Source organism: Sphingomonas sp. LC-1, assembly GCF_025371035.1.
Lineage (GTDB): Bacteria > Pseudomonadota > Alphaproteobacteria > Sphingomonadales > Sphingomonadaceae > Sphingomonas > Sphingomonas sanguinis_E.
The window spans coordinates 26,221-45,279 of record NZ_JANZXB010000011.1 but is presented as its reverse complement, the minus strand read 5'-3'; the positions used below and the strand labels follow the sequence as shown (position 1 = coordinate 45,279).

Genomic DNA, 19,059 nt, shown 5'->3' with positions numbered 1-19,059 from the left:
CTTTCCGCTTTCTTGATGCCGCAGCCTGCTCAGCCCTGCTTTCGACCACTGCGGCTGCCCAAATGGTGCCGCTCGGCGCCGATCTGGAGCGGTTCGCCTATCCGGCCCCCGTGCACTGGTTCGAGGCCAATTCGCAGGGCTATTCGGTTCGCATGGCTTTTCTCGACTGGCCGGCGACCGCAAAGCCCAACGGCACGACGATCGTCCTGCTCCACGGCAAGAACTTCTGCGCCGCGACTTGGGGTGACACCGCGCGCGGGCTGGCGGCCGCAGGCTATCGTGTCATCACGCCGGATCAAATCGGCTTCTGTAAATCGTCCAAGCCGAGTGGCTATCAATACAGTTTCCACGCCATGGCCGCGCTGACCGCAGCGCTGCTCGACCGGGCCGGCACCGGCAAGGTCGTGCTGGTCGGCCATTCGACCGGCGGCATCCTCGCCACGCGCTTCGCGCTCCTGTACCCTGAGCGGGTCGCGAAGCTGGTGCTGGTCAATCCGCTCGGCCTCAACGACACGCTGAGCGAGGGCGTGCCCTATACCGACCTCGGCAAGCTGCGCGCCGAAGAGGCGAAGACGGATGCGGCGTCGATCAAGGCCTATCAGCTCCGCAACTATTATCATGGGGTCTGGCGTCCAGCCTATGATCGCTGGGTCGCCATGCTGGCTGGGCAATATGCCAGCCCCGATGGCGACGCGGTGCGCGACGCACAGGCCCGTCTGTCCGATATGATCCAAACCCAGCCGGTCGCGGCAGAGCTGCCGCGCCTAGCGGTCCCAACCACGCTCATCATCGGCCAGCGCGACTTGACGGCCTTTCGGGCCAACAGTGTGCCCGAAGACCGGCGGGCGCGCATCCGCACCGTGCCGCAGGCGGCCGAAGAGGCGGTGAAGCGCATCCCAGGTGCCAGCCTGATCCGCCTGGACGATCTCGGCCACTCACCGCAGGTCGAAGCACCCGCCAAGTTCCTGCAAACGCTTCGTTCGGCCATCACTCCGTGAAGAGATATGCCTGCGCGCTGTCATTCCTGCTCGCCAGCGGTTGCGATGCTGCGCCTGCACCACGGCAAGCAGCCGTATCCAGCCCGGTCGAAACGCGTGGCCTAGACAGCGCCATCCTTGCCGACACCGTTGCCCATGCCAGCCGTCTTCCCCGGCTCCGCTCGCTGCTGGTCCTCCGCGACGGGCAGGTGCTGGCCGAGCAGCGCTTCAACGGCGGGCCACCGCTCGACCGACCGGTCAATATCAAGTCCGCGTCCAAGTCGGTCCTGTCCGCGCTGGTCGGCATTGCGATCGCGCGGGGCGTGCTGACCGGCGTCGACCAGCCCGTGCTGTCGGTGCTCGGCAGCGATGCGCCGCCCAATCCCGACCCGCGTCTTGCCCGCCTAACTGTTGAGGATCTGCTGACGATGCGCGCCGGAGTGGAGCGGACGTCGGGTGAGAATTACGGGCGCTGGGTGTCCAGTCGCAACTGGGTCCGCTTCGCCCTCGCGCGCCCGTTCGTCGATCAGCCGGGCGGCGCGATGCTCTACTCGACCGGCAACACGCATCTGCTGTCGGCGATGCTGACCCGCGCGTCGGGACGCGACACCCACACGCTGATGCGCGACTGGCTGGCGGAGCCGCTCGGCATCACCATCCCGCCATGGTCGCGCGATCCGCAGGGCATCTATTTCGGCGGCAACGACATGATGATGTCGCCGCGCAGTCTGGCGCGGTTCGGCGAACTCTATCGCCTGGGTGGCGTGATCGATGGACGACGGGTCGTGCCTGCGCGCTGGATCGACGAAAGTTGGACCCCGCGCACCGTATCGCCATGGAGCGGCGGGCAATATGGCTATGGCTGGTTCGTTGGCGCCAGTCGTGGCCATCCGTTGCGCTTCGCCTGGGGCTATGGCGGACAGATGCTGTTCATCGTGCCAGACCTGAAGCTGACGGTCGTCATGACCTCCGATCCCAGCGGCGCGCGCGACAATGGCCATATCGCCGCGCTCCATGCATTGCTCGACGACGGCATCGTGCCCGCCGCCGAGCGGGGTGGAGCAACGTGACGGGCGAAGACGCTCAACCGCGATGCACGACCGCGCCAATACGGACTGCGTCCAAACCGAGCCATGCCGCCATCTGGTCCAACTCGACCTGAAGCCGAGGCAGCGTATCGACGGGCGCTCCCGGTTCCAGCGTGATGCGGTGCGCGAGCAGCATCCCCGCCTGCCGATCTGCTTTCAGATCTACTCGGGCAACCAGCGCCTCGTCCATCAGGAAGGGCAGCACGTAATAGCCATGCGTCCGCCGATCCTGCGGGACATAGATTTCGATGCGATAGTGGAACCCGAACAGGCGTTCGGCGCGGGCCCGCTCCCAGATCAAAGGATCGAACGGCGCGAGCAAGGCAGCGCTGCGCACCCGGCGCGGCATGGTCGCGTCGCGATGCATCCATGCCTTCTGGCTCCAGCCCTCGACCCGCACCGGCACGAGCACGCCGTCCTCCGCCAGATCGGCGATGGCGTGATCGGCTTCGACGGGCTTCAACCGGAAATAGTCGCGCAGGTCGCTTGCGGTGGCGATGCCTAAGGCACGGGCGCTGCGTTCGATCAGCGCACGTTGCGCCGCCTCGACCGACGGCGTGGGGAGCGCCAGCATCGCCGGCGGGATGACCCGCTCGGTCAGGTCGTACAGGCGCGCGAAGCTGCCCCGCCGGGTCGCGGTGGTGATCTGCCCGGACCAGAACAGCCATTCGAGCGCATGCTTGACGTGGCTCCATTCCCACCAGCCACTGCGGCTGGCCCCGTTCTCGAAGTCGGCCGCCGCCAGCGGGCCTTCGGTGGTAATCCGTTCGAGCACGGAGTCCGCCTCGGCGCGGCGCTCGGTCGCGAACCGCCGCAGTGCCTGATAGCCGATCTCACCTCGCTCCGCCCGCGCCATGCGCCAGCGGAGCAGTGGGTGGAGGTCGAGCGGCAGCAACGATGCCTCGTGCGCCCAAAATTCGAACATGCGCCGCTGACGTGTCGGCCCCCACGCATCGCCCTCCAGTATGGCGCGGTCATAGCCACCGAGACGTGAGAAGGCGGGCAGATAATGCGCCCGCGTCAGCACGTTGACGCTATCGATCTGGAACAGGTTAAGCCGCTCGGCGGTGCTGCGCAGATGGCGAACGGACGGGCTGTCGGGACGCGCGCGACCAAAGCCCTGGGCTGCCAGGACGATCCTACGGGCTTCACGGAGGGAAACGTTCATAGTGGGGGAGAAGGACTTTAATTGGGCGGGCGTCAATCCGGCGGGCTGGCAGCGTGTGGGCCGCTGCCCTGCATGGCGTTTTGAAGGAGCGTCTGCCAAGTACCGCCCGGACGCTGCGTGTGTCCGCCGAGGAGGAAGCATTGAAGATCGGGATTATTGCCGACGTCCATGGAAATCTGGCCGCGCTGGAGGCTGTGCGCGACGCGATGACCGCCGCCGCACCCGACCTGATCGTCAATTTGGGTGACCTCGTGTCCGGCCCGTTCGATCCTGCGGGAAGCGCCGAGCTTCAGATGCGCTCCGGCTATCACACCATCGCCGGCAATCACGAGCGCCAGTTGCAGGACGGCAGCGGCGGGGCGTTCGACGTTCTGGCGCGGCCGCTCCTCACGCGGGAGCACTGGGCATGGATCGAGAGCCTGCCCGCGACGCTCACCCTTTGCGATGGCGACGTCTTCGCCTGCCATGGCAGCCCGGCCGGCGGGGATCTGGAGTATCTGCTCGAAGACGTGACCTCCGGCCGCGCGACGCTGGATGCCGATGTCGCCATCCGGCCGCGCCTGAAGGGGATCGGGACGGCCAGTCTGGTGCTGTGCGGACATACGCACACGCCGCGCATCGTGGCGGTCGATGGCGTGCTGATCGTTAATCCCGGTAGCGTCGGGATGCCGTGCTACCGGGATCGGGGCGCGACCCCGCATGTCATGGAGGCGGGCAGCCCGCTGGCGCGCTATGCCATCGTTGAGCGTCGCAACGCCGGATGGGCGGCCCAACTGCACGGCGTGCCTTATGACTATGAGATCGCGGCGCGTCAGGCGGAGGCTTTCGGTTTCCCGGCCTTTGCCCATGCCGCCCGGACAGGCCGTATCCTGCCCGGGTGATCCGCTGCCCCTATGGACGGACGGTCGGAGCGGCGGGACGGTCATGGAACCATCCCGCCGAACCTGCGACCGTCAGGCGCGATAGCCGCCTTGGCGCTCCAGCATCCAGCCGGGATACTCCGCTGGCAGCTTGGTCACCGCATCGAGCGTGGCGAGATCGTCCGCGTCGAGCGACACTTGGGTCGCGGCGATATTGTCGGTAAGCTGATCGGCCCGCTTGGCCCCGACGATCACGCTCGTAACCACCGGCTGGTGGAGCAGCCAGGCGAGCGCGACCTGCGCGACGGTGCAGCCCTTCGCCTCGGCGATGCGGCGCATTTCCGGGATCGCCACCGAACCACGGGTGCGATCGACCGGCGGAAAGTCGAAATTCGCGCGCCGCCCGTCCGCCGCCTGGCCCTCGCCATCATATTTGCCCGACAGATACCCGCCAGCGAGCGGGCTCCACACCATCAGCCCGATCTTCTCGAACCGCAGCATCGGCACGATCTCGCGTTCCAGGTCGCGGCCGACCAGCGTGTAATAGGCCTGGAGCGACAGGATGGGTGCGAGCCGCCGGGCCTCCGTGATGCCGACCGCCTTCACCACCTGCCACGCCGCCCAGTTCGACAGGCCGAGATAGCGGACGTGACCATGGCGGACGAGCGTGTCGAGCGCCTCCAATGTCTCCTCGATCGGCGTAGCGGGGTCGAAGCCGTGGATCTGGTAGAGGTCGATATGGTCGAGGCCGAGCCGCTGGAGGCTCTGCTTGCACTGGCTGAGGATATGGCCGCGCGAGGCGCCGCGCGCATTGGGACCGTCGCCCATCACGCCCAGCACCTTGGTCGCGATCACGACGTCGTCGCGGGCAACGCCCAAATTCTTGAGCGACTGGCCGAGGATTCGCTCGCTCTCGCCTCCGGCATAGACATTGGCGGTGTCGATGAAGTTGACCCCGGCATCGAGCGCGGTCTTCACGAGCGTATCGGCCTCGTCCTGACGAAGCTGACCGATCTGGCCCCAGATGCCCTCGCTGCCGCCGAAGGTCATGGTGCCGAGGCAGAGTTCGGACACGAACAGGCCGCTATGGCCGAGTTGGCGCATACGCATGGGATGGTTCTCCTGTTGGAATGGATCAGCCGGAGGTACGCCGCGAACGCTCGGCCCCGCGACGCCGATCCGATCAAAGTCCTGCCCGATCCTATCAAAGTAATGCGTAGACGGTGTTTTCGGCGCGCGGCGAGGCTACGATCTCTGCCATGACGACATTGTCCGACCTTGCCCGACTGATCGAGCGCCATTGGTTCGCCCATGGTCGCGAAACGCCGATCCCGGGCCTGCTCATTACCCGCGCGGAGGAGCCGACCGGCATCATCCGCACGGTCTATCGGCCGTCCTTCTGCCTCGTCGTGCAGGGCGCGAAGATGTCGATGCTGGGGCCGACGCCCTATCATTATGCCGAGGGCCAATGCCTGCTCGCCTCGGTCGACCTGCCGGTCACGTCACGCATCGTCCGGGCGAGCGCGGAGGAGCCCTATCTGGCGCTGTCGCTTGCGATCGAGCCCGTAACGGTGGCCGAACTGGTGGCGGAGCAGGCCAGCGGGCAGGGGCCGGCCGCGACCTTCAACGCGCTGGCGACCAGCGACCATGACCCGGCGTTGCGCGATCCTCTCAGGCGGTTGCTTGAGCTGCTCGACCATCCGGCCGACCAGGCGGTGCTCGCCCCGCTGATCCGGCGCGAGATCGTCTGGCGGCTGCTTGGCGGCACGCTTGGACCGGCGCTTCGCCAGATGGGTCTTGTCGACACTCATGCCGCGCGGATCGGGCGTGCCACGGGGTTCATCCGCAACCATTATGCCGAGACGCTGCGCGTGGCCGACCTAGCGGCCCTGGCGGGCATGAGCGTCCCCGGCTTCCACCGCCATTTCAAGGCGGTGACGACGATGACGCCGGTGCAGTTCCAGAAGCAGGTCCGCTTGCAGGAAGCACGCCGCCGCCTGGTCGCCGCCGAGGATGTCGCGCGGGTCGGCTTCGCGATTGGTTACGAAAGCCTGTCGCAATTCAGCCGCGACTATCGCCGTCTGTTCGGGGCACCGCCGGGGCGGGATGCAGCAGCGATGCGCGCGCAACTGGTGCCGGAGCCTGCACTGCCCTGATACTTGACTCAGTCAAGTAAACTGATCCAGCATGGCCGACATGGAAGATGCAGACGTCACCGCCATCCGCCGGTTCAACCGCTTCTACACCCAGACGATCGGCGCGCTCGACGCGCGCTTCCTCGGCACCGAGGCGAGCCTGCCCGAAGCGCGCTTGCTGTTCGAGATCGCCACGCGCGAGCCGGTTACCGCCAGCGTATTGCAGCACGCGCTGGGCATGGATGCGGGCTATCTCAGTCGCCTGGTCGCACGCTTCGAGAAGCGGGGCTGGATCGTGCGCGTGCGCCGCGACAATGACGCCCGTGCGCGTGACCTGCGGCTGACCGAGGCGGGACGTGAGGCCTTCGGCACGCTCGACCACCGCCAGAGCCATGCCGTCGGCGATCTGCTCGGCACGGTGGAAGGGCAGGGGCGGCGCGATCTGGTCGAGGCACTGACACGCGCGCGGCTACTGCTGGATCCGGCCTCGGGTGGGCCGTTCGTAATCCGACCCTTCCGCACCGGCGAGCCCGCGCTGATCGCCGCGCGCCAGGCGCTCCTCTATGCCGAAAGTCACGGCTGGGGTCGCGAACTGGAGGTGATCGAAAGCGAGGCGACCGCGGCGTTCCTGCGCGACTTCAATCCCAAGCGCGAGCAATGCTGGGTCGCCGAGATCGACGGGGTGATGGCGGGCGCGGTGTTCGTCACCGACGAGGGCGACGGCATCGCCCGGCTGCGGTTGTTGCATGTCGAGCCCTTCGCCCGCCGCCGGGGCATCGGCGATGCTCTGATCGGCGCTTGCGTCACCTTCGCACGGGAAACGGGCTATCGCGCGGTGACGCTATGGACCCACACCATGCTGGAATCCGCGCGCCGCCTCTATGCCGCGCATGGTTTCGTGTGTGTCGAGACGGCGATGCATGAGCGGTTCGGCATTCCACTTCAGGGAGAGACATGGCGGCTGGAGCTGGCGGCATGACCGGCAGCCTGACGATCCGCCTCGCGACCGAAGCCGACCTCGGGGCGCTGCGCAACTTGATGACGTTGTCGATCGATCGCGGCCAGGCTGCGGTGCTGACCCCGGCGCAGATCGTCGCCAGCCGCTCGGTGATGGGACTCGACACGCAATTGGTGCGCGACGGCACGTACTTCGTCGTCGAGGACCATGGCGTGCCGGTCGGCTGCGGCGGATGGAGCCGCCGTGCGACGCTCTATGGCGGCGACCATAGCACCGACCTGCGCGACCCGGCACTGCTCGATCCGGCGAAGGACGCCGCCCGTATCCGCGCTATGTACACCCAGCCGGACCATGTCCGGCGCGGGATCGGCCGGATGATCCTCGACCACTGCGAACAGGCGGCACGGGCGGAAGGGTTCGCCGCCGTTGAACTGATGGGCACGGCCGGCGGCGTGCCGCTCTACGCGGCCTGCGGTTACGAGCCGGTTGAGCGCGCCGATACCCATGTCGACGGAGTCGTCGTACCGCTGACCCGGATGCGGAAGCGGCTGCGCGGTCCGGCGTAGCGGGGCAGCGGGCGAAGATTTTGGACCGGCATGTCACATCAGTCGCCGCTGTCTCGTCATGGTGTCGGAACCCAAGGAGACCGACCATGACACCCCGTATCCTGAACCCACACGCTCTGGTTCCCGAAGCGATCACAGCCATGATGGCGCTGGAACAGAGCTTCACGAAAAGCGGCCTCAACCACAATCTGCTCGAACTGGTGAAATTCCGCGTGTCGCAGATCAACGGCTGCGCCTTCTGCCTGCATATGCATGCGACCGATCTGCGTCATCATGGCGAAAGCGAGATGCGGCTTTACATGCTAAGCGCATGGCGGGAATCGACGCTCTATTCGGATCGCGAGCGGGCCGCACTTGGCTGGGCGGAGGCGTTGACGCTGTTGCCCAAGACGGGTGCGCCCGATGCGGACTATGATGCGCTCAAGGCGGCATTTTCCGATGCGGAGCAGGTCTGGCTGACCATGGCGATCGGGGCGATCAATATCTGGAACCGCCTGCAGGTGGCTTTTCGCGTCGCGCATCCGGTGGACGATGCCTGACGCCGCGTTGTTCGAGGCGGAGCGGCCGCGGCTCGTCCGGCTGGCCTATCGCATGACCGGCTCGCTCGTCGAGGCGGAGGATCTGGTGCAGGACGCCTGGTTGCGCTGGTCGCAGGTGGAAGAGGTCGAGGCACCCGCCGCATGGCTGACGCGTGTCGTCACGCGGCTCTGCCTCGATCACCTGAAGTCGGCGCGGGTGCGGCGGGAGACCTATGTCGGCACATGGTTGCCCGAGCCGCTGCTCGGCACAACCGATCCGGACGAGGTTGCCGACGATCTGACCGTCACGCTCATGCTGGCCATGGAGCGGCTGTCGCCGTTGGAACGGGCCGCCTTCCTGCTCCACGATGTGTTCGACGTCGGGTTGCTCGAGGTGGCCAGAACGCTGGACCGCGCACCGGCCACCGTGCGGCAACTCGCCTCCCGCGCCCGGCGGCATGTCGCGGAGGCGCGGCCGCGCTATCCGGTCGATGCGCAGGAAAGCGGCCCGGATCACCCGCGCTTTCTTCGCGGCGGCGCGGGACGGTGACGCGCGTGCCCTGTCGGACCTGCTGGCGGAGGACGTTGCGATCCATTCTGATGGCGGTGGGCGCGTCCGGGCATTCCACAACATCATCCGGGGTCTGGCAAAGGCGCAACGCTTGTTCATGGGGCTACGTCGCAAATACCCCGACGCGCCCGTCGAAGTGATCCGCTTCGCCACGATCGACGGGCTGCCCGGCTATGTCAGTCGTGGGGGCGGCGGCATGCTCCAGACTACCGCGCTCGACATCCGTGACGGCCGGATCGCGGCGATCTACATCGTCCGCAATCCGGACAAGCTGGCCCATGTCGTGGCCGCTCTTCAGGCCGGGCAGGCCGCCGCACGGGGCTGACGCCGGAGCGCCAGCAGCATCACGAGCGCCGCCGCTGCCATCGCCGCGCCCGCCAGCGCCACCATGGGCAGTCCCAGGCCAACACCGATCACGCCGCCGCCCAGCGCCGCGCCGATCGCGTTGCCGAGATTAAACGCACCGATATTCATTGCGGAAGCGAGGTTCGGCGCGTCGGAGGCCGCATCCATCACCCGCATCTGCAAGGGCGGGACGATCGCGAAGCTGGCGATGCCCCAGACCAGGATCGCGATGGCGGCGGGCCATGGCCATTGCATCACGCCCGCAAACACGATGAGCACCGTGGCCAGCACCGCGAAGCTGCCGATCAGCGTCCGCTCGATCGACCGATCGGCCAGCCGGCCGCCGAGCGTGTTCCCGATCGTCAGACCGATGCCGTAGAGCATCAGCATCGCCGTCACGAAGCCGGTCGATGCGTGCGTTTCCTCGCGCAGGATCGGGACGATATAGGTGAAGACGGTGAACATGGCGCTCGCCCCGACCACCGTCAGCGCCAGCGCCGCCAGCACCGGCTTGCGCGTCAGCACCCGCAGTTCGGCGCGCATGTCGCCGCCTTCGGCAGCGGGCAGCGGCGGCAGCGCGAGACGAAGCGACAGCATCGCGATCGCCCCCACACCCGCGATCCCGGCAAAGGCGTTGCGCCAGCCGATCGCCTCGCTGACCCAGGTCGCCGCCGGCACGCCGCCGATTGTGGCGACGGTCAGCCCGGTGAACATCGCCGCCACCGCGCCCGCGCGCTTGTCCGGCGGCACGAGGTTGGCGGCGACCACCGATCCGACGCCGAAGAAGGCGCCATGGTTGAACGAGGTGACGATTCGCGCTGCCATTAGCATCCAATATCCATCCGCCAACGCCGACAGCGCGTTGCCAAGCGTGAAGATGCCCATCAACGCGATCAGCAATGTCCGCCGGTCGATCCGCCCGGTGGTGAGCGTCATCAGCGGTGCGCCGATCAGCACGCCCATCGCATAGGCGCTGACCAGCAGCCCGGCGGCGGGGATCGACACGTGCAGGTCGGCCGCGATCACCGGCAACATGCCCATCGGCGCGAACTCGGTCACACCGATGCCGAAGGCGCCGACCGCCAGTGCGAGCAATCCGAGGTTGAACTTCATAATCCTGGCTCCCTCAAACCATCGGCGGCGCGAGGCGGGCGAAACCCTCCTGCTGCCGGTAGGGGGTGTGCGGATAGGGCGGCAGCACGTCGCTTGCCGCGTCGAGCGCCGCCACCTGCTCGGGCGACAGCGCCCAGCCGACCGCACCCAGATTGTCGCGCAGCTGCGCCTCGTCCCGCGCGCCGATGATGACCGACGACACGGTCGGTCGCCGCAGCAGCCAATTGATCGCGACCTGAGGCACGGTCTTGCCCGTCTCCGCCGCCACCGCTTCCAGCGCATCGACGACGCGGTAGAGATGCTCGTCCTCGACCGGCGGCGCGAACTGCGCGGTTTCGTGCAACCGGCTCCCTGCCGGGATAGGCCGTCCCCGCCCGATCTTGCCAGTCAACCGCCCCCAGCCGAGCGGGCTCCAGACCAGCGCACCGACACCCTGATCCGCTGCCAGCGGCATCAGATCCCATTCGTACGCTCGGCCGATCAGCGAGTAATAGACCTGATGCGCGACGAGGCGGGGCCAGCCATGACGATCGGCCAAGCCTTGCGCCTTCATGATCTGCCAGCCGGGATAGTTGGAGACGCCCGCATAGCGGACCTTGCCGTCGGCGATCAGCCGGTCGAGCGTGCCCATCACCTCCTCGGCAGGCGTGGAGGCGTCGAAGGCGTGAAGCTGGAGCAGGTCGATCCGGTCGGTGCCGAGCCGCCGCAACGCCGCTTCCACCGCGCCGATCAGCCGCGACCGTGACGCGCCCCAGTCCTGCGGACCGTCACCCATCGGCAGCCCGGTCTTGGTCGAGATCAGGACGGCATCACGCCGCCCCTTGATCGCTTCGCCCAGGACCTGTTCGGACGCTCCATCCGAATAGACGTCGGCGGTGTCGAACAGCGTCACGCCGGCGTCGAGGCAGATGTCGACCAGCCGCCGCGCCTCGGCGGCGTCGCTTGTGCCCCAGGCGCTGAACAGCGGTCCCTTGCCGCCGAAGGTACCCGCGCCGAACGACAGGGCCGGAACGCGCAGGCCGGACGATCCCAATTGCCGATATTCCATGACACCTCCTTTGCGAATGTCATTGTCAGGCGCATAGATGGACGGTGAAGGAGCGTGGCGGAACCGCCCGCCGGTGCAAAGGATCTGTGCCTTGGACGCAAAGATAATCGGCAATGGCGATCGCGCCCGGTCACTCGCCCTGTTCGCGAGCGTGGTGGAGGAAGGCAGCTTCTCGGCGGCCGGTCGCACGCTCGGGCTGACGCCCTCGGCGGTGGCGCGCGCGATCGACCGGATCGAGGCGCGGCTCGGCGTCCGGCTGCTACTACGCTCCACTCGTGCGCTGACGCTCACCGCCGAGGGGCAGGCCTATCTGCTCGCAGCCCGGCGCATCCTCGCCGACCTCGACGACGCCGAGCAGCAGATCGCCGACCAGGGCGCACCGCGTGGACGGCTGCGGATCAGTGCGGCGCTGGCGCACGGCCGGTTGTGCGTCGTGCCGCTGCTCGGCGACTTCGCGCGCGCCTATCCGCATATCCTGATCGACGTGGCGCTGACCGACACGCTGGTCGATGTGGCCGGCGGGCAGGCCGATGTCGCCGTCCGGTTCGGCCCGCTCGCGGACAGCGGGCTTACCGCGCGCAAATTGTCCGAAGGCGGGCGGGTGATTGTCGCCTCACCGGACTATCTCGCCCGGGCAGGTACGCCCCGGGTCCCGGAGGACCTGCACGCCCATAACTGCCTCAACTTCAACTTCCGCCGCGCCGAGCCGACCTGGCCGTTCCGCCGCGACGGCCGGGATTTCGCGCTGTCCGTCGAGGGCGGCATCGTCGCCAACAATGGCGAGACGCTGGGTCATCTCGCCGCTGCCGGGGTTGGCGTCACCCGGGTCGGCCGCTTCAGCGTCGCGGCTGAGATCGCGGACGGGCGGCTCGTGCCATTGCTGGAGGAATATAATCCGGGCGACGTCGAGCTGATCCACGCGGTCTTCGTCGGGGGCTCCACCACGCCCGCGCGGGTGAGGGTGTTCGTCGATTTCCTGGTCGAACGCCTAGCCAGCCGGTGCGAATAGCGGGCGCGACACGGCCTTTTCCAGGAAAGCGTACAGCCGGTCGTCATCGCTCATCGCGACGTTGAAGCGCATGTGATCGCGCCACCCGCCGCTGGTGCTGAACACCGGCCCCGGCGCCAGGACGATCCCTGCATCGATCGCCCTGCGTGCGAGTTCCACGGCGTCGACGCCATTGGGCAATCGCGCCCACAGGAAGATGCCCGCCGCCGGATCAGTCCATGGCTCGATACCAATGGCCCTAAGGCGTTTCGCCACACGGGCAGTCGCTCGGGCCAGCCGGGTTCGAACGCCGTCGACGTGACGCCGATAGCTGCCATCGGTCAGCACCGCGTGCAGCAGGTTGGTGGCGAGTGGACTGCCCGCCATCGACGTCGCGATGCGCAGGTCGGCCAGCCCTTCGATCCAGTCGGGTCGGGCCGCGATATGGCCGCAGCGCACCGCCGCCGACAGCGATTTGGAGAAGCTGCCGATGCGGATCGTCCGGTCGAGCCCGTCGAACGCCGCCAGCCGCGGCGACGGCGCGTGCTCGAAGTCGGCGAAGATATCGTCCTCGACGACGACCATGTCATGCGCGTCCGCGATCTTGAGCAATCGATGTGCGCTGGCGGCGGCTAGCGATGCGCCGGTTGGATTATGGACGCCCGAATTCGTCAGATAGAAGCGTGGTCGATGCTTTGCAGCGGCTTCAGCGAAGGCGGCGACTTCTGGACCCGTCGCTGTCATCGGCACGCCGACAACCGTTGCCCGGTGCGCCCGCAGAAGCGCCAGGAAGTTGAAGTAGCACGGGTCGTCGACCAGCACGGTATCGCCCGGCTGAAGCAGGAAGCGGCACACCAGATCGAGCGAATGGGTACCGCTGTCGGTCAGCAGGATATGGTCGGGGACGGCTTCGATCCCCTGATCCGCCATCCGCCTCGCCAACAACGCCCTGAGCGGGAGCGAACCCATGGGGGAAGCGTAGCCCGCCAGCGTGCTGTTCTTGTCGGATCGCGCCGCCCCGCGCATCGCTTTGCGGAGGGGATCGCCCGCTAGCCAATCATCGGGCAGCCAGCCGCATCCCGGCATCAATTCGTGGCGCCTCTCGCCCAGCGACTGGCGCAGCATCCAGAGCGGATCGACCTCGCGCTCCTTCGTACTGACCAGCCGATCCAGCGCCAGCGGGGCCAGGGGCGCCGCGACATAAAAGCCCGATCCCGGTCTCGAGCGAATGACGCCTTCCGCCGTGAGGCGATCATAGGCTTCGACCACCGTCGAGCGCGCAACGCCGCTCGTCTCGGCCATGGCGCGGATCGACGGCAGCCGGGCGCCCGGCGTCAGCGTGCGGGCGTCGATCCGGTCTCGGATTGCGCGGACAACCATGCCGGTGCGGGTTTCGTCTGGGGCGCTCGCCATCGTACTGCCGTTCTTACCAATACAGTTCGGCATGATCGTACCGATGTGTATCTGTCAGCGCCAGTCGTAGCTCGATAGAACGACCCATCATCAACAGGAGATGCCCGTGAGCCGCCCATTCCGCCTCGTCGACGTATTCGGCACCGATCCGCTGACCGGCAACCCGCTGGCCGTCATCGCCGATGCCGATGGCCTGACGACGGACGAGATGCAGGCGATCGCAAGCTGGCTGAATTTTTCGGAGACGACCTTCCTGCTGCCGCCGGCCGATCCGTCCGCCGATTATCGCGTGCGCATTTTCACCATGGCACATGAACTGCCCTTCGCCGGGCACCCGACCTTGGGGAGCGCCCATGCCTGGCTCGAAGCGGGCGGACAGCCGAAGCGGAACGGCGTGATCGTGCAGGAATGCGGCGTGGGACTGGTGACGATCCGGCGGGATGGCGATCGGCTTGCCTTTGCCGCCCCACCGCTGCTGCGCGGCGGCACCCTGACCGAGGCTGAGATCGCTCAGGTCGCAGAGTTGCTGCGGATCGACCGCGCGGCAATCGTCGATGCCGCCTGGGCAGACAATGGCCCCGGCTGGATCGCGGTCATGCTGGAGTCGGCGGAGGCGGTGCTGGCGGTCGAGCCGTCGCGGCACCACCCCGAGCATATCGACATCGGCATCGTCGGACCGCATGCGCCCGGTAGCGAGGTCGCGTTCGAACTGCGCGCTCTCTTCACCGACGCGCATGGCGGGCTGATCGAGGACCCGGTGACCGGCAGCCTCAACGCCTCGGTCGGCCAGTGGCTGTTCGCCAGCGGTCGGGCCAGTGGCAGCTATCTCGCCGCGCAGGGCACGCGCCTCGGGCGGAGCGGGCGTATCCATGTCTCGCAGGACGAGACCGGCCAGGTCTGGGTCGCCGGAGCGACGCGGACGCTGTTCTCCGGGCGGACGCAAGGGTGATGCAGGTCGCGGTCCTGACCTTCGACGGCTTCAACGAACTCGACTCGTTCGTGGCCGCCGCGATCATCAACCGGCTGCGCCCGCATGGCTGGGCCGCGCACATCACCGCACCGACCGAAACGGTGACGTCGTTGAACGGCGTCACGATCCACCGCCAACGGCCGCTCGCATTCCTCGAGGACGCGGATGCGGTGCTGGTCGGCAGCGGTGTCCGCACGCGGGGGATTGCCACCGATCCGGCGATGCTCGCCCGGCTTCGCCTCGATCCGGCGCGGCAGTTGATCGCGGCGCAATGTTCAGGGACGCTGCTGCTGGCCAAGCTCGGCCTGATCGGCGATTTGCCCGCGTGCACCGACCTCACCACCAAGCCATGGGTGGTGGAGGCCGGTGTGACGGTTATCGACGCACCGTTCGCCGCTCATGGCAATGTCGCGACGGCAGGCGGTTGTCTGGCGGCGCCCTATCTTGCCGCATGGATGATCGCGCGCGGAGGCGAGCCTGAACTGGCGCGCGAGGCACTTCGTTACGTCGCGCCGGTCGGCGAGAAGGCGCGCTTCGTCGATCATGCCATGGCGATCGTCGCGGGCGAGTTGGCATTCGCCTGACCCGCCCGCGCGCGCATTTCGTAGGAACCCGCGTCGAGCTTACGCCTGCCAGCTGTCCCAGCCTTCCAGGACGATCTTGCCCCGCGTGGTGGCACTCTCGATCCGGCGGTGCGCCTCGATAAGGTTGGCGGCATTGATCGGCGAGAGCGTGTCGGTCGCCGTGGTGCGAATGCGCCCTTCGTCCACCAGTTCGGCCACGGCGTCCAACAGTCGACCCTGCTCGCCGACGTCCGGTGTGTCGAAGAGCGACCGGGTGAACATCAATTCCCAATGGACCGACACCGCCTTGCGCTTGAAGGCGACGATGTCGAGGCTGGCGGGATCGTCGATCAGCGCGAAGCGCCCCTGCGGCGCGATCAGTTCGGCGATGTCGGTTAGATGGCGATCGGTGTGGGTGGTCGAGAAGACGAAGGCGGGCGCACCGATCTCCAGTGCGGCGATCTGCGGTGCCATCGGCCGGGAATGATCGATGACATGATGCGCACCGAGGTCTCGCACCCAGTCCTTCGTCTCGGCGCGCGAGGCGGTGGCGATCACGGTCAGGTCGATGCGGGTCCGCGCGATCTGGATCGCCGCGGAACCGACACCACCCGCGCCGCCGATAATCAGGATGGCACGGGCGCCGCCTGCCGGCTGGTCGTCGACCTTCAACCGGTCGAACAGGGTTTCCCACGCCGTGATCGCGGTCAGCGGCAACGCCGCCGCCTCGGCGAAGCCGATGCTGCGGGGGCGATGGCCGACGATCCACTCGTCGACCAGCTGATATTCCGCATTGCTGCCGTCGCGCATCAGGGCGCCCGCATAGAAGACCTCGTCACCCACCTTGAAGCGGGTGACTTCCGGGCCGACCGCCTCGACGACGCCCGCCGCATCCCAACCAAGGACGCGTTCGTCACGTCCGTTGAACGGCGCGGCGCCGGCGCGAACCTTCGCGTCGACCGGGTTCACCGAGATAGCCCGGACCGCGACCAGGATATCGCGCCCGGTCGGAACGGGCCGTGGCAGTTCTACGTCGATCAGGGCATCGGCTCGATCGATTGGGCCGGGCTGGCGATAGGCTATGGCGCGCATGGGTCTTGCTCCTTCTGCTGTCGCACGCGAGATAGGGACGGTGTCAGCTTCTGTCGTAGGCACAAAAAACGCTCATAGTGTCGAAAAGGATACCGTACCGATGGCGAAAGCCCGTCACTCCCGCCTCGATTGTACTCCGGGCTGCGCCGTCGAGGCGGCGGTGAGCCTGATCGACGGCAAGTGGAAGGCGGTGATCCTCTACCATTTGCAAGACGGACGCACGCGCTTCAACGAGTTGCGCCGCCGTGCCGGGGACGTGACGCCGCGCATGCTGACCAACCAGCTGCGCGAGTTGGAAGCCGATGGCCTGATCGAGCGGGAGGTATTCGCTCAGGTGCCGCCGCGGGTAGAATATAGCCTGTCCGATCGCGGCCGATCCCTGTCGCCGATCATCGCGGCGCTAAAGGCTTGGGGCGATGCGAATATGGACCTCTTCGCGCGGCGGTGATCATCCGGCAGATGCGGCGGCGACGTTCGCGGCATCGTTCGAACGGCGTCGTGCTCGGATCTACGCCAAGAGATGGGCAGGTGGGATAAGCGACGGGTTTCCGCCGTTTTTACACAATATGTTCACATCCTGTTCTGCATGCGTTAAAAGGTGCGCATGGCGGTGCGCAAGATCATTCACGTCGACATGGACGCCTTCTTTGCGTCGGTGGAGCAGCGTGACGATCCGTCGCTTCGCGGCAAGCCGGTTGCGGTCGGTCATGCCGCCGCACGGGGCGTGGTGGCGGCGGCCAGCTACGAGGCGCGCACGTTCGGCGTTCGCTCCGCTTTGCCCTCAGTCACCGCGCTGCGCCGCTGTCCCGACCTGATCTTCGTGCCGCCCCGCTTCGAAGTGTACCGCGACGCCTCACGCCAGATCCATGACGTGTTCGCGCGCTATACCGACCTGATCCAGCCCTTGTCGCTCGACGAAGCCTATCTCGACGTCACCGCGAACAAACGTGGCCTTGAAACCGCATGGCTGACCGCCAAGGCGATCCGCGCCGACATTTTGGCGGAAACCGGGCTGACCGCATCAGCGGGCATCTCGTACAATAAGTTCCTGGCCAAGCTCGCCTCGGATCACCGCAAGCCCAACGGCCAATTTGCAGTCACGCCGGACATGGGCGCCGCCTGGGTCGAGACGCTGCCCGTGAGCCGCTTCCACGGCGTCGGACCGGTGACGGCGGAAAAGATGAAGCGGCTGGGGATCGAGACCGGGGCCGACCTGCGCGCCAAGTCGCTGGCGTTCCTGCAGCAGCATTTCGGCAGTTCCGCCGAATGGTATCACGCCATCGCGCGCGGGGAAGACGACCGTCCGGTCAATCCGAACCGCGTGCGCAAGTCATCGGGGTCGGAAACGACGTTCAACCGCGACCTGACCGAACCCGAACAGATCGAGGCGGGCGTGCTCAAGATGGCGGACGACGTCTGGGATTGGTGCGAGGGACGGCAGGCCTTCGGCCGTACCGTCACGGTGAAGGTCAAATACGCCGACTTCCATCAGATCACCCGACGCCGCAGCCAGCCCGTGGCGGTCACCAATCGCGAAGGCCTGCGCTGCGCGGCGCTCGACCTGATCCGGTCGGTTCTGCCAACCCAGAAGGGGATACGACTGGTCGGCGTAACGGTGTCAAACTTCGTCGAAGCCGAGGCTGCGGTGGCGGCCGAATTGCCGATCTTTGCAGAGGCGGCGGCGTGATGCTTGACCTCTTCGACGCGCCGCTCCTGTCGGGGCTCGCGACCCGTGCGGACCTGATCACGGCGGACGAGGAGCACATGCTGATCGAGCGGATCGACGCGACCAATCCCGAGCCGTTCCGCTTCCAGGGCTGGACGGGGAAACGCCTGACGACGTCCTTCGGGTGGAGCTACGACTTTGAGGTAGGGCGGCCGAAGGACGCGCCGCCGATGCCGGACTGGCTTCTCCCCATTCGCGACCGGGCGGCCAATTTCGCCGGACTCGCGCGCGAGGGGCTGATCCAAGCGCTGCTTATCCGCTACGATCCGGGTGCCGGGATCGGCTGGCATCGCGATCGGCCAATTTATGGTCATGTCCTCGGCATCTCTCTCGGCGCACCGGCGATGATGCGCTTCCGGCGACCGCGCGCCGACGGTTTCGACCGAGTGTCAGTGCCACTCGATCCGCAGGGCGGCTATCACATGAGCGGGCCTGCCCGTCACGAATGGGAACACAGCATCGCGCCGATGGAACGCCCGCGCTGGTCGATCACCTTTCGCAGTCTGGCGGAGCATCGGTGATCAACTGGAAAGGGTTTACTGGCGCCATCCTAATGACCGATGATCAGCGGTATTGGTTGACTGTACCAGCCCAAGACCCCGCGAAGTTTTCTGGAATCCGCCTTCGGCGGTTGTCGACCAGAGTCGGTCGTTCAGCCCCCACACGCTCAGCGTCCGGTTGTGCCGAAACTTGCCGTTGGCTTGAGACCGGTTATCTCGGTCGCAACCGCTGACAAAGGAGACATTGCCAACCCGAAGCTGCTCGTTGAAATCCGCCATTCGTTTCTCCGGTTATCGCGGCATTGCAATCGACCGGCTTTGGGATATTCCGGTCCTTCAAGCCGGATGCCCTGACCGACAGCTTGTGGACTAAAGGCCGTCATAACTGACCTGCCGCTTGAGACAGCCGATCAGCCTTTCGCAATAGCGAGCGCCGGCTGTGAGCGGGGCCTCCTCGATC

At 67.0% G+C, this 19,059-nt stretch carries 21 protein-coding genes; 15 read left to right on the top strand and 6 right to left on the bottom strand.

Annotation, left to right across the window (positions count from 1 at the left end):
* Nucleotides 1–62 precede the first annotated feature (62 nt).
* Nucleotides 63–998 (top strand): alpha/beta fold hydrolase, encoded by a 936-nt coding sequence (locus NZL82_RS15055; protein ID WP_261270572.1) that lies wholly within the window; start codon nt 63–65, stop codon nt 996–998.
* Complete coding sequence (locus NZL82_RS15050) at nt 995–2,047, top strand: serine hydrolase (protein ID WP_261270571.1); 1,053 nt, start codon at nt 995–997, stop codon at nt 2,045–2,047. The genes NZL82_RS15055 and NZL82_RS15050 overlap by 4 nt, the downstream gene beginning before the upstream one ends.
* 13 nt (nt 2,048–2,060) lie before the next feature.
* Here the strand turns inward: NZL82_RS15050 and NZL82_RS15045 are convergent, their stop codons facing one another.
* Nucleotides 2,061–3,233, bottom strand: coding sequence for a winged helix-turn-helix domain-containing protein (locus NZL82_RS15045; RefSeq protein WP_261270570.1), 1,173 nt, complete (start codon nt 3,231–3,233; stop codon nt 2,061–2,063).
* Nucleotides 3,234–3,373: 140 nt separating this feature from the next.
* On the opposite strand from NZL82_RS15045, the gene NZL82_RS15040 reads away from it, so the two are divergent.
* Complete coding sequence (locus NZL82_RS15040; RefSeq protein WP_261270569.1) at nt 3,374–4,114, top strand: metallophosphoesterase; 741 nt, start codon at nt 3,374–3,376, stop codon at nt 4,112–4,114.
* 72 nt (nt 4,115–4,186) lie between these two features.
* On the opposite strand, the gene NZL82_RS15035 is transcribed toward NZL82_RS15040, so the two are convergent.
* Nucleotides 4,187–5,203, bottom strand: a complete 1,017-nt coding sequence (locus NZL82_RS15035) for an aldo/keto reductase (RefSeq protein WP_261270568.1) — start codon at nt 5,201–5,203, stop codon at nt 4,187–4,189.
* Nucleotides 5,204–5,352: 149 nt separating this feature from the next.
* On the opposite strand from NZL82_RS15035, the gene NZL82_RS15030 reads away from it, so the two are divergent.
* The 6 genes from NZL82_RS15030 (at nt 5,353) to NZL82_RS19795 (ending at nt 9,166) form a co-directional block, all read left to right on the top strand.
* A complete protein-coding gene (locus NZL82_RS15030; protein ID WP_261270567.1) occupies nt 5,353–6,249 on the top strand; it encodes an AraC family transcriptional regulator in 897 nt (298 codons plus the stop codon).
* Nucleotides 6,250–6,289: 40 nt separating this feature from the next.
* Nucleotides 6,290–7,207: a helix-turn-helix domain-containing GNAT family N-acetyltransferase gene (locus NZL82_RS15025; protein ID WP_261270698.1), complete on the top strand. Its 918-nt coding sequence runs from the start codon at nt 6,290–6,292 to the stop codon at nt 7,205–7,207.
* Nucleotides 7,204–7,752: a GNAT family N-acetyltransferase gene (locus NZL82_RS15020; protein ID WP_261270566.1), complete on the top strand. Its 549-nt coding sequence runs from the start codon at nt 7,204–7,206 to the stop codon at nt 7,750–7,752. The genes NZL82_RS15025 and NZL82_RS15020 overlap by 4 nt, the downstream gene beginning before the upstream one ends.
* An 86-nt stretch (nt 7,753–7,838) precedes the next feature.
* Nucleotides 7,839–8,291, top strand: coding sequence for a carboxymuconolactone decarboxylase family protein (locus NZL82_RS15015; RefSeq protein ID WP_261270565.1), 453 nt, complete (start codon nt 7,839–7,841; stop codon nt 8,289–8,291).
* Nucleotides 8,284–8,820, top strand: a complete 537-nt coding sequence (locus NZL82_RS19800; protein WP_314732895.1) for a sigma-70 family RNA polymerase sigma factor — start codon at nt 8,284–8,286, stop codon at nt 8,818–8,820. The genes NZL82_RS15015 and NZL82_RS19800 overlap by 8 nt, the downstream gene beginning before the upstream one ends.
* The gene (locus tag NZL82_RS19795; protein WP_314732894.1) at nt 8,762–9,166 is read left to right on the top strand and encodes a hypothetical protein; all 405 of its coding nucleotides are present in this window, start codon (nt 8,762–8,764) and stop codon (nt 9,164–9,166) included. The genes NZL82_RS19800 and NZL82_RS19795 overlap by 59 nt, the downstream gene beginning before the upstream one ends.
* Here NZL82_RS19795 and NZL82_RS15005 read toward each other — a convergent pair.
* The gene (locus NZL82_RS15005) at nt 9,136–10,299 is read right to left on the bottom strand and encodes an MFS transporter (RefSeq protein ID WP_261270564.1); all 1,164 of its coding nucleotides are present in this window, start codon (nt 10,297–10,299) and stop codon (nt 9,136–9,138) included. The genes NZL82_RS19795 and NZL82_RS15005 overlap by 31 nt on opposite strands.
* A gap of 13 nt (nt 10,300–10,312) precedes the next feature.
* Nucleotides 10,313–11,347, bottom strand: a complete 1,035-nt coding sequence (locus NZL82_RS15000) for an aldo/keto reductase (protein WP_261270563.1) — start codon at nt 11,345–11,347, stop codon at nt 10,313–10,315.
* A gap of 91 nt (nt 11,348–11,438) precedes the next feature.
* Here NZL82_RS15000 and NZL82_RS14995 point away from each other — a divergent pair, with 91 nt between their 5' ends.
* Nucleotides 11,439–12,356, top strand: a complete 918-nt coding sequence (locus NZL82_RS14995; protein ID WP_261270562.1) for a LysR family transcriptional regulator — start codon at nt 11,439–11,441, stop codon at nt 12,354–12,356.
* Here NZL82_RS14995 and NZL82_RS14990 read toward each other — a convergent pair.
* Nucleotides 12,336–13,748 (bottom strand): PLP-dependent aminotransferase family protein, encoded by a 1,413-nt coding sequence (locus tag NZL82_RS14990; RefSeq protein ID WP_261270561.1) that lies wholly within the window; start codon nt 13,746–13,748, stop codon nt 12,336–12,338. The genes NZL82_RS14995 and NZL82_RS14990 overlap by 21 nt on opposite strands.
* A gap of 106 nt (nt 13,749–13,854) precedes the next feature.
* Here NZL82_RS14990 and NZL82_RS14985 point away from each other — a divergent pair, with 106 nt between their 5' ends.
* The gene (locus NZL82_RS14985; RefSeq protein ID WP_261270560.1) at nt 13,855–14,697 is read left to right on the top strand and encodes a PhzF family phenazine biosynthesis protein; all 843 of its coding nucleotides are present in this window, start codon (nt 13,855–13,857) and stop codon (nt 14,695–14,697) included.
* The gene (locus tag NZL82_RS14980) at nt 14,697–15,302 is read left to right on the top strand and encodes a DJ-1/PfpI family protein (protein WP_261270559.1); all 606 of its coding nucleotides are present in this window, start codon (nt 14,697–14,699) and stop codon (nt 15,300–15,302) included. The genes NZL82_RS14985 and NZL82_RS14980 overlap by 1 nt, the downstream gene beginning before the upstream one ends.
* A 39-nt stretch (nt 15,303–15,341) precedes the next feature.
* Here the strand turns inward: NZL82_RS14980 and NZL82_RS14975 are convergent, their stop codons facing one another.
* The gene (locus tag NZL82_RS14975) at nt 15,342–16,373 is read right to left on the bottom strand and encodes a zinc-binding alcohol dehydrogenase family protein (RefSeq protein ID WP_261270558.1); all 1,032 of its coding nucleotides are present in this window, start codon (nt 16,371–16,373) and stop codon (nt 15,342–15,344) included.
* Nucleotides 16,374–16,473: 100 nt separating this feature from the next.
* Here NZL82_RS14975 and NZL82_RS14970 point away from each other — a divergent pair, with 100 nt between their 5' ends.
* The 3 genes from NZL82_RS14970 (at nt 16,474) to NZL82_RS14960 (ending at nt 18,620) form a co-directional block, all read left to right on the top strand.
* Nucleotides 16,474–16,821 (top strand): helix-turn-helix domain-containing protein, encoded by a 348-nt coding sequence (locus tag NZL82_RS14970; RefSeq protein WP_058751874.1) that lies wholly within the window; start codon nt 16,474–16,476, stop codon nt 16,819–16,821.
* A 156-nt stretch (nt 16,822–16,977) separates the two neighbouring features.
* Entirely contained in the window at nt 16,978–18,060 is a 1,083-nt protein-coding gene (dinB, locus tag NZL82_RS14965; RefSeq protein WP_261270557.1) for a DNA polymerase IV, read from the top strand.
* Nucleotides 18,060–18,620 (top strand): alpha-ketoglutarate-dependent dioxygenase AlkB, encoded by a 561-nt coding sequence (locus NZL82_RS14960; RefSeq protein ID WP_261270556.1) that lies wholly within the window; start codon nt 18,060–18,062, stop codon nt 18,618–18,620. The genes dinB and NZL82_RS14960 overlap by 1 nt, the downstream gene beginning before the upstream one ends.
* Nucleotides 18,621–19,059: the final 439 nt, after the last annotated feature.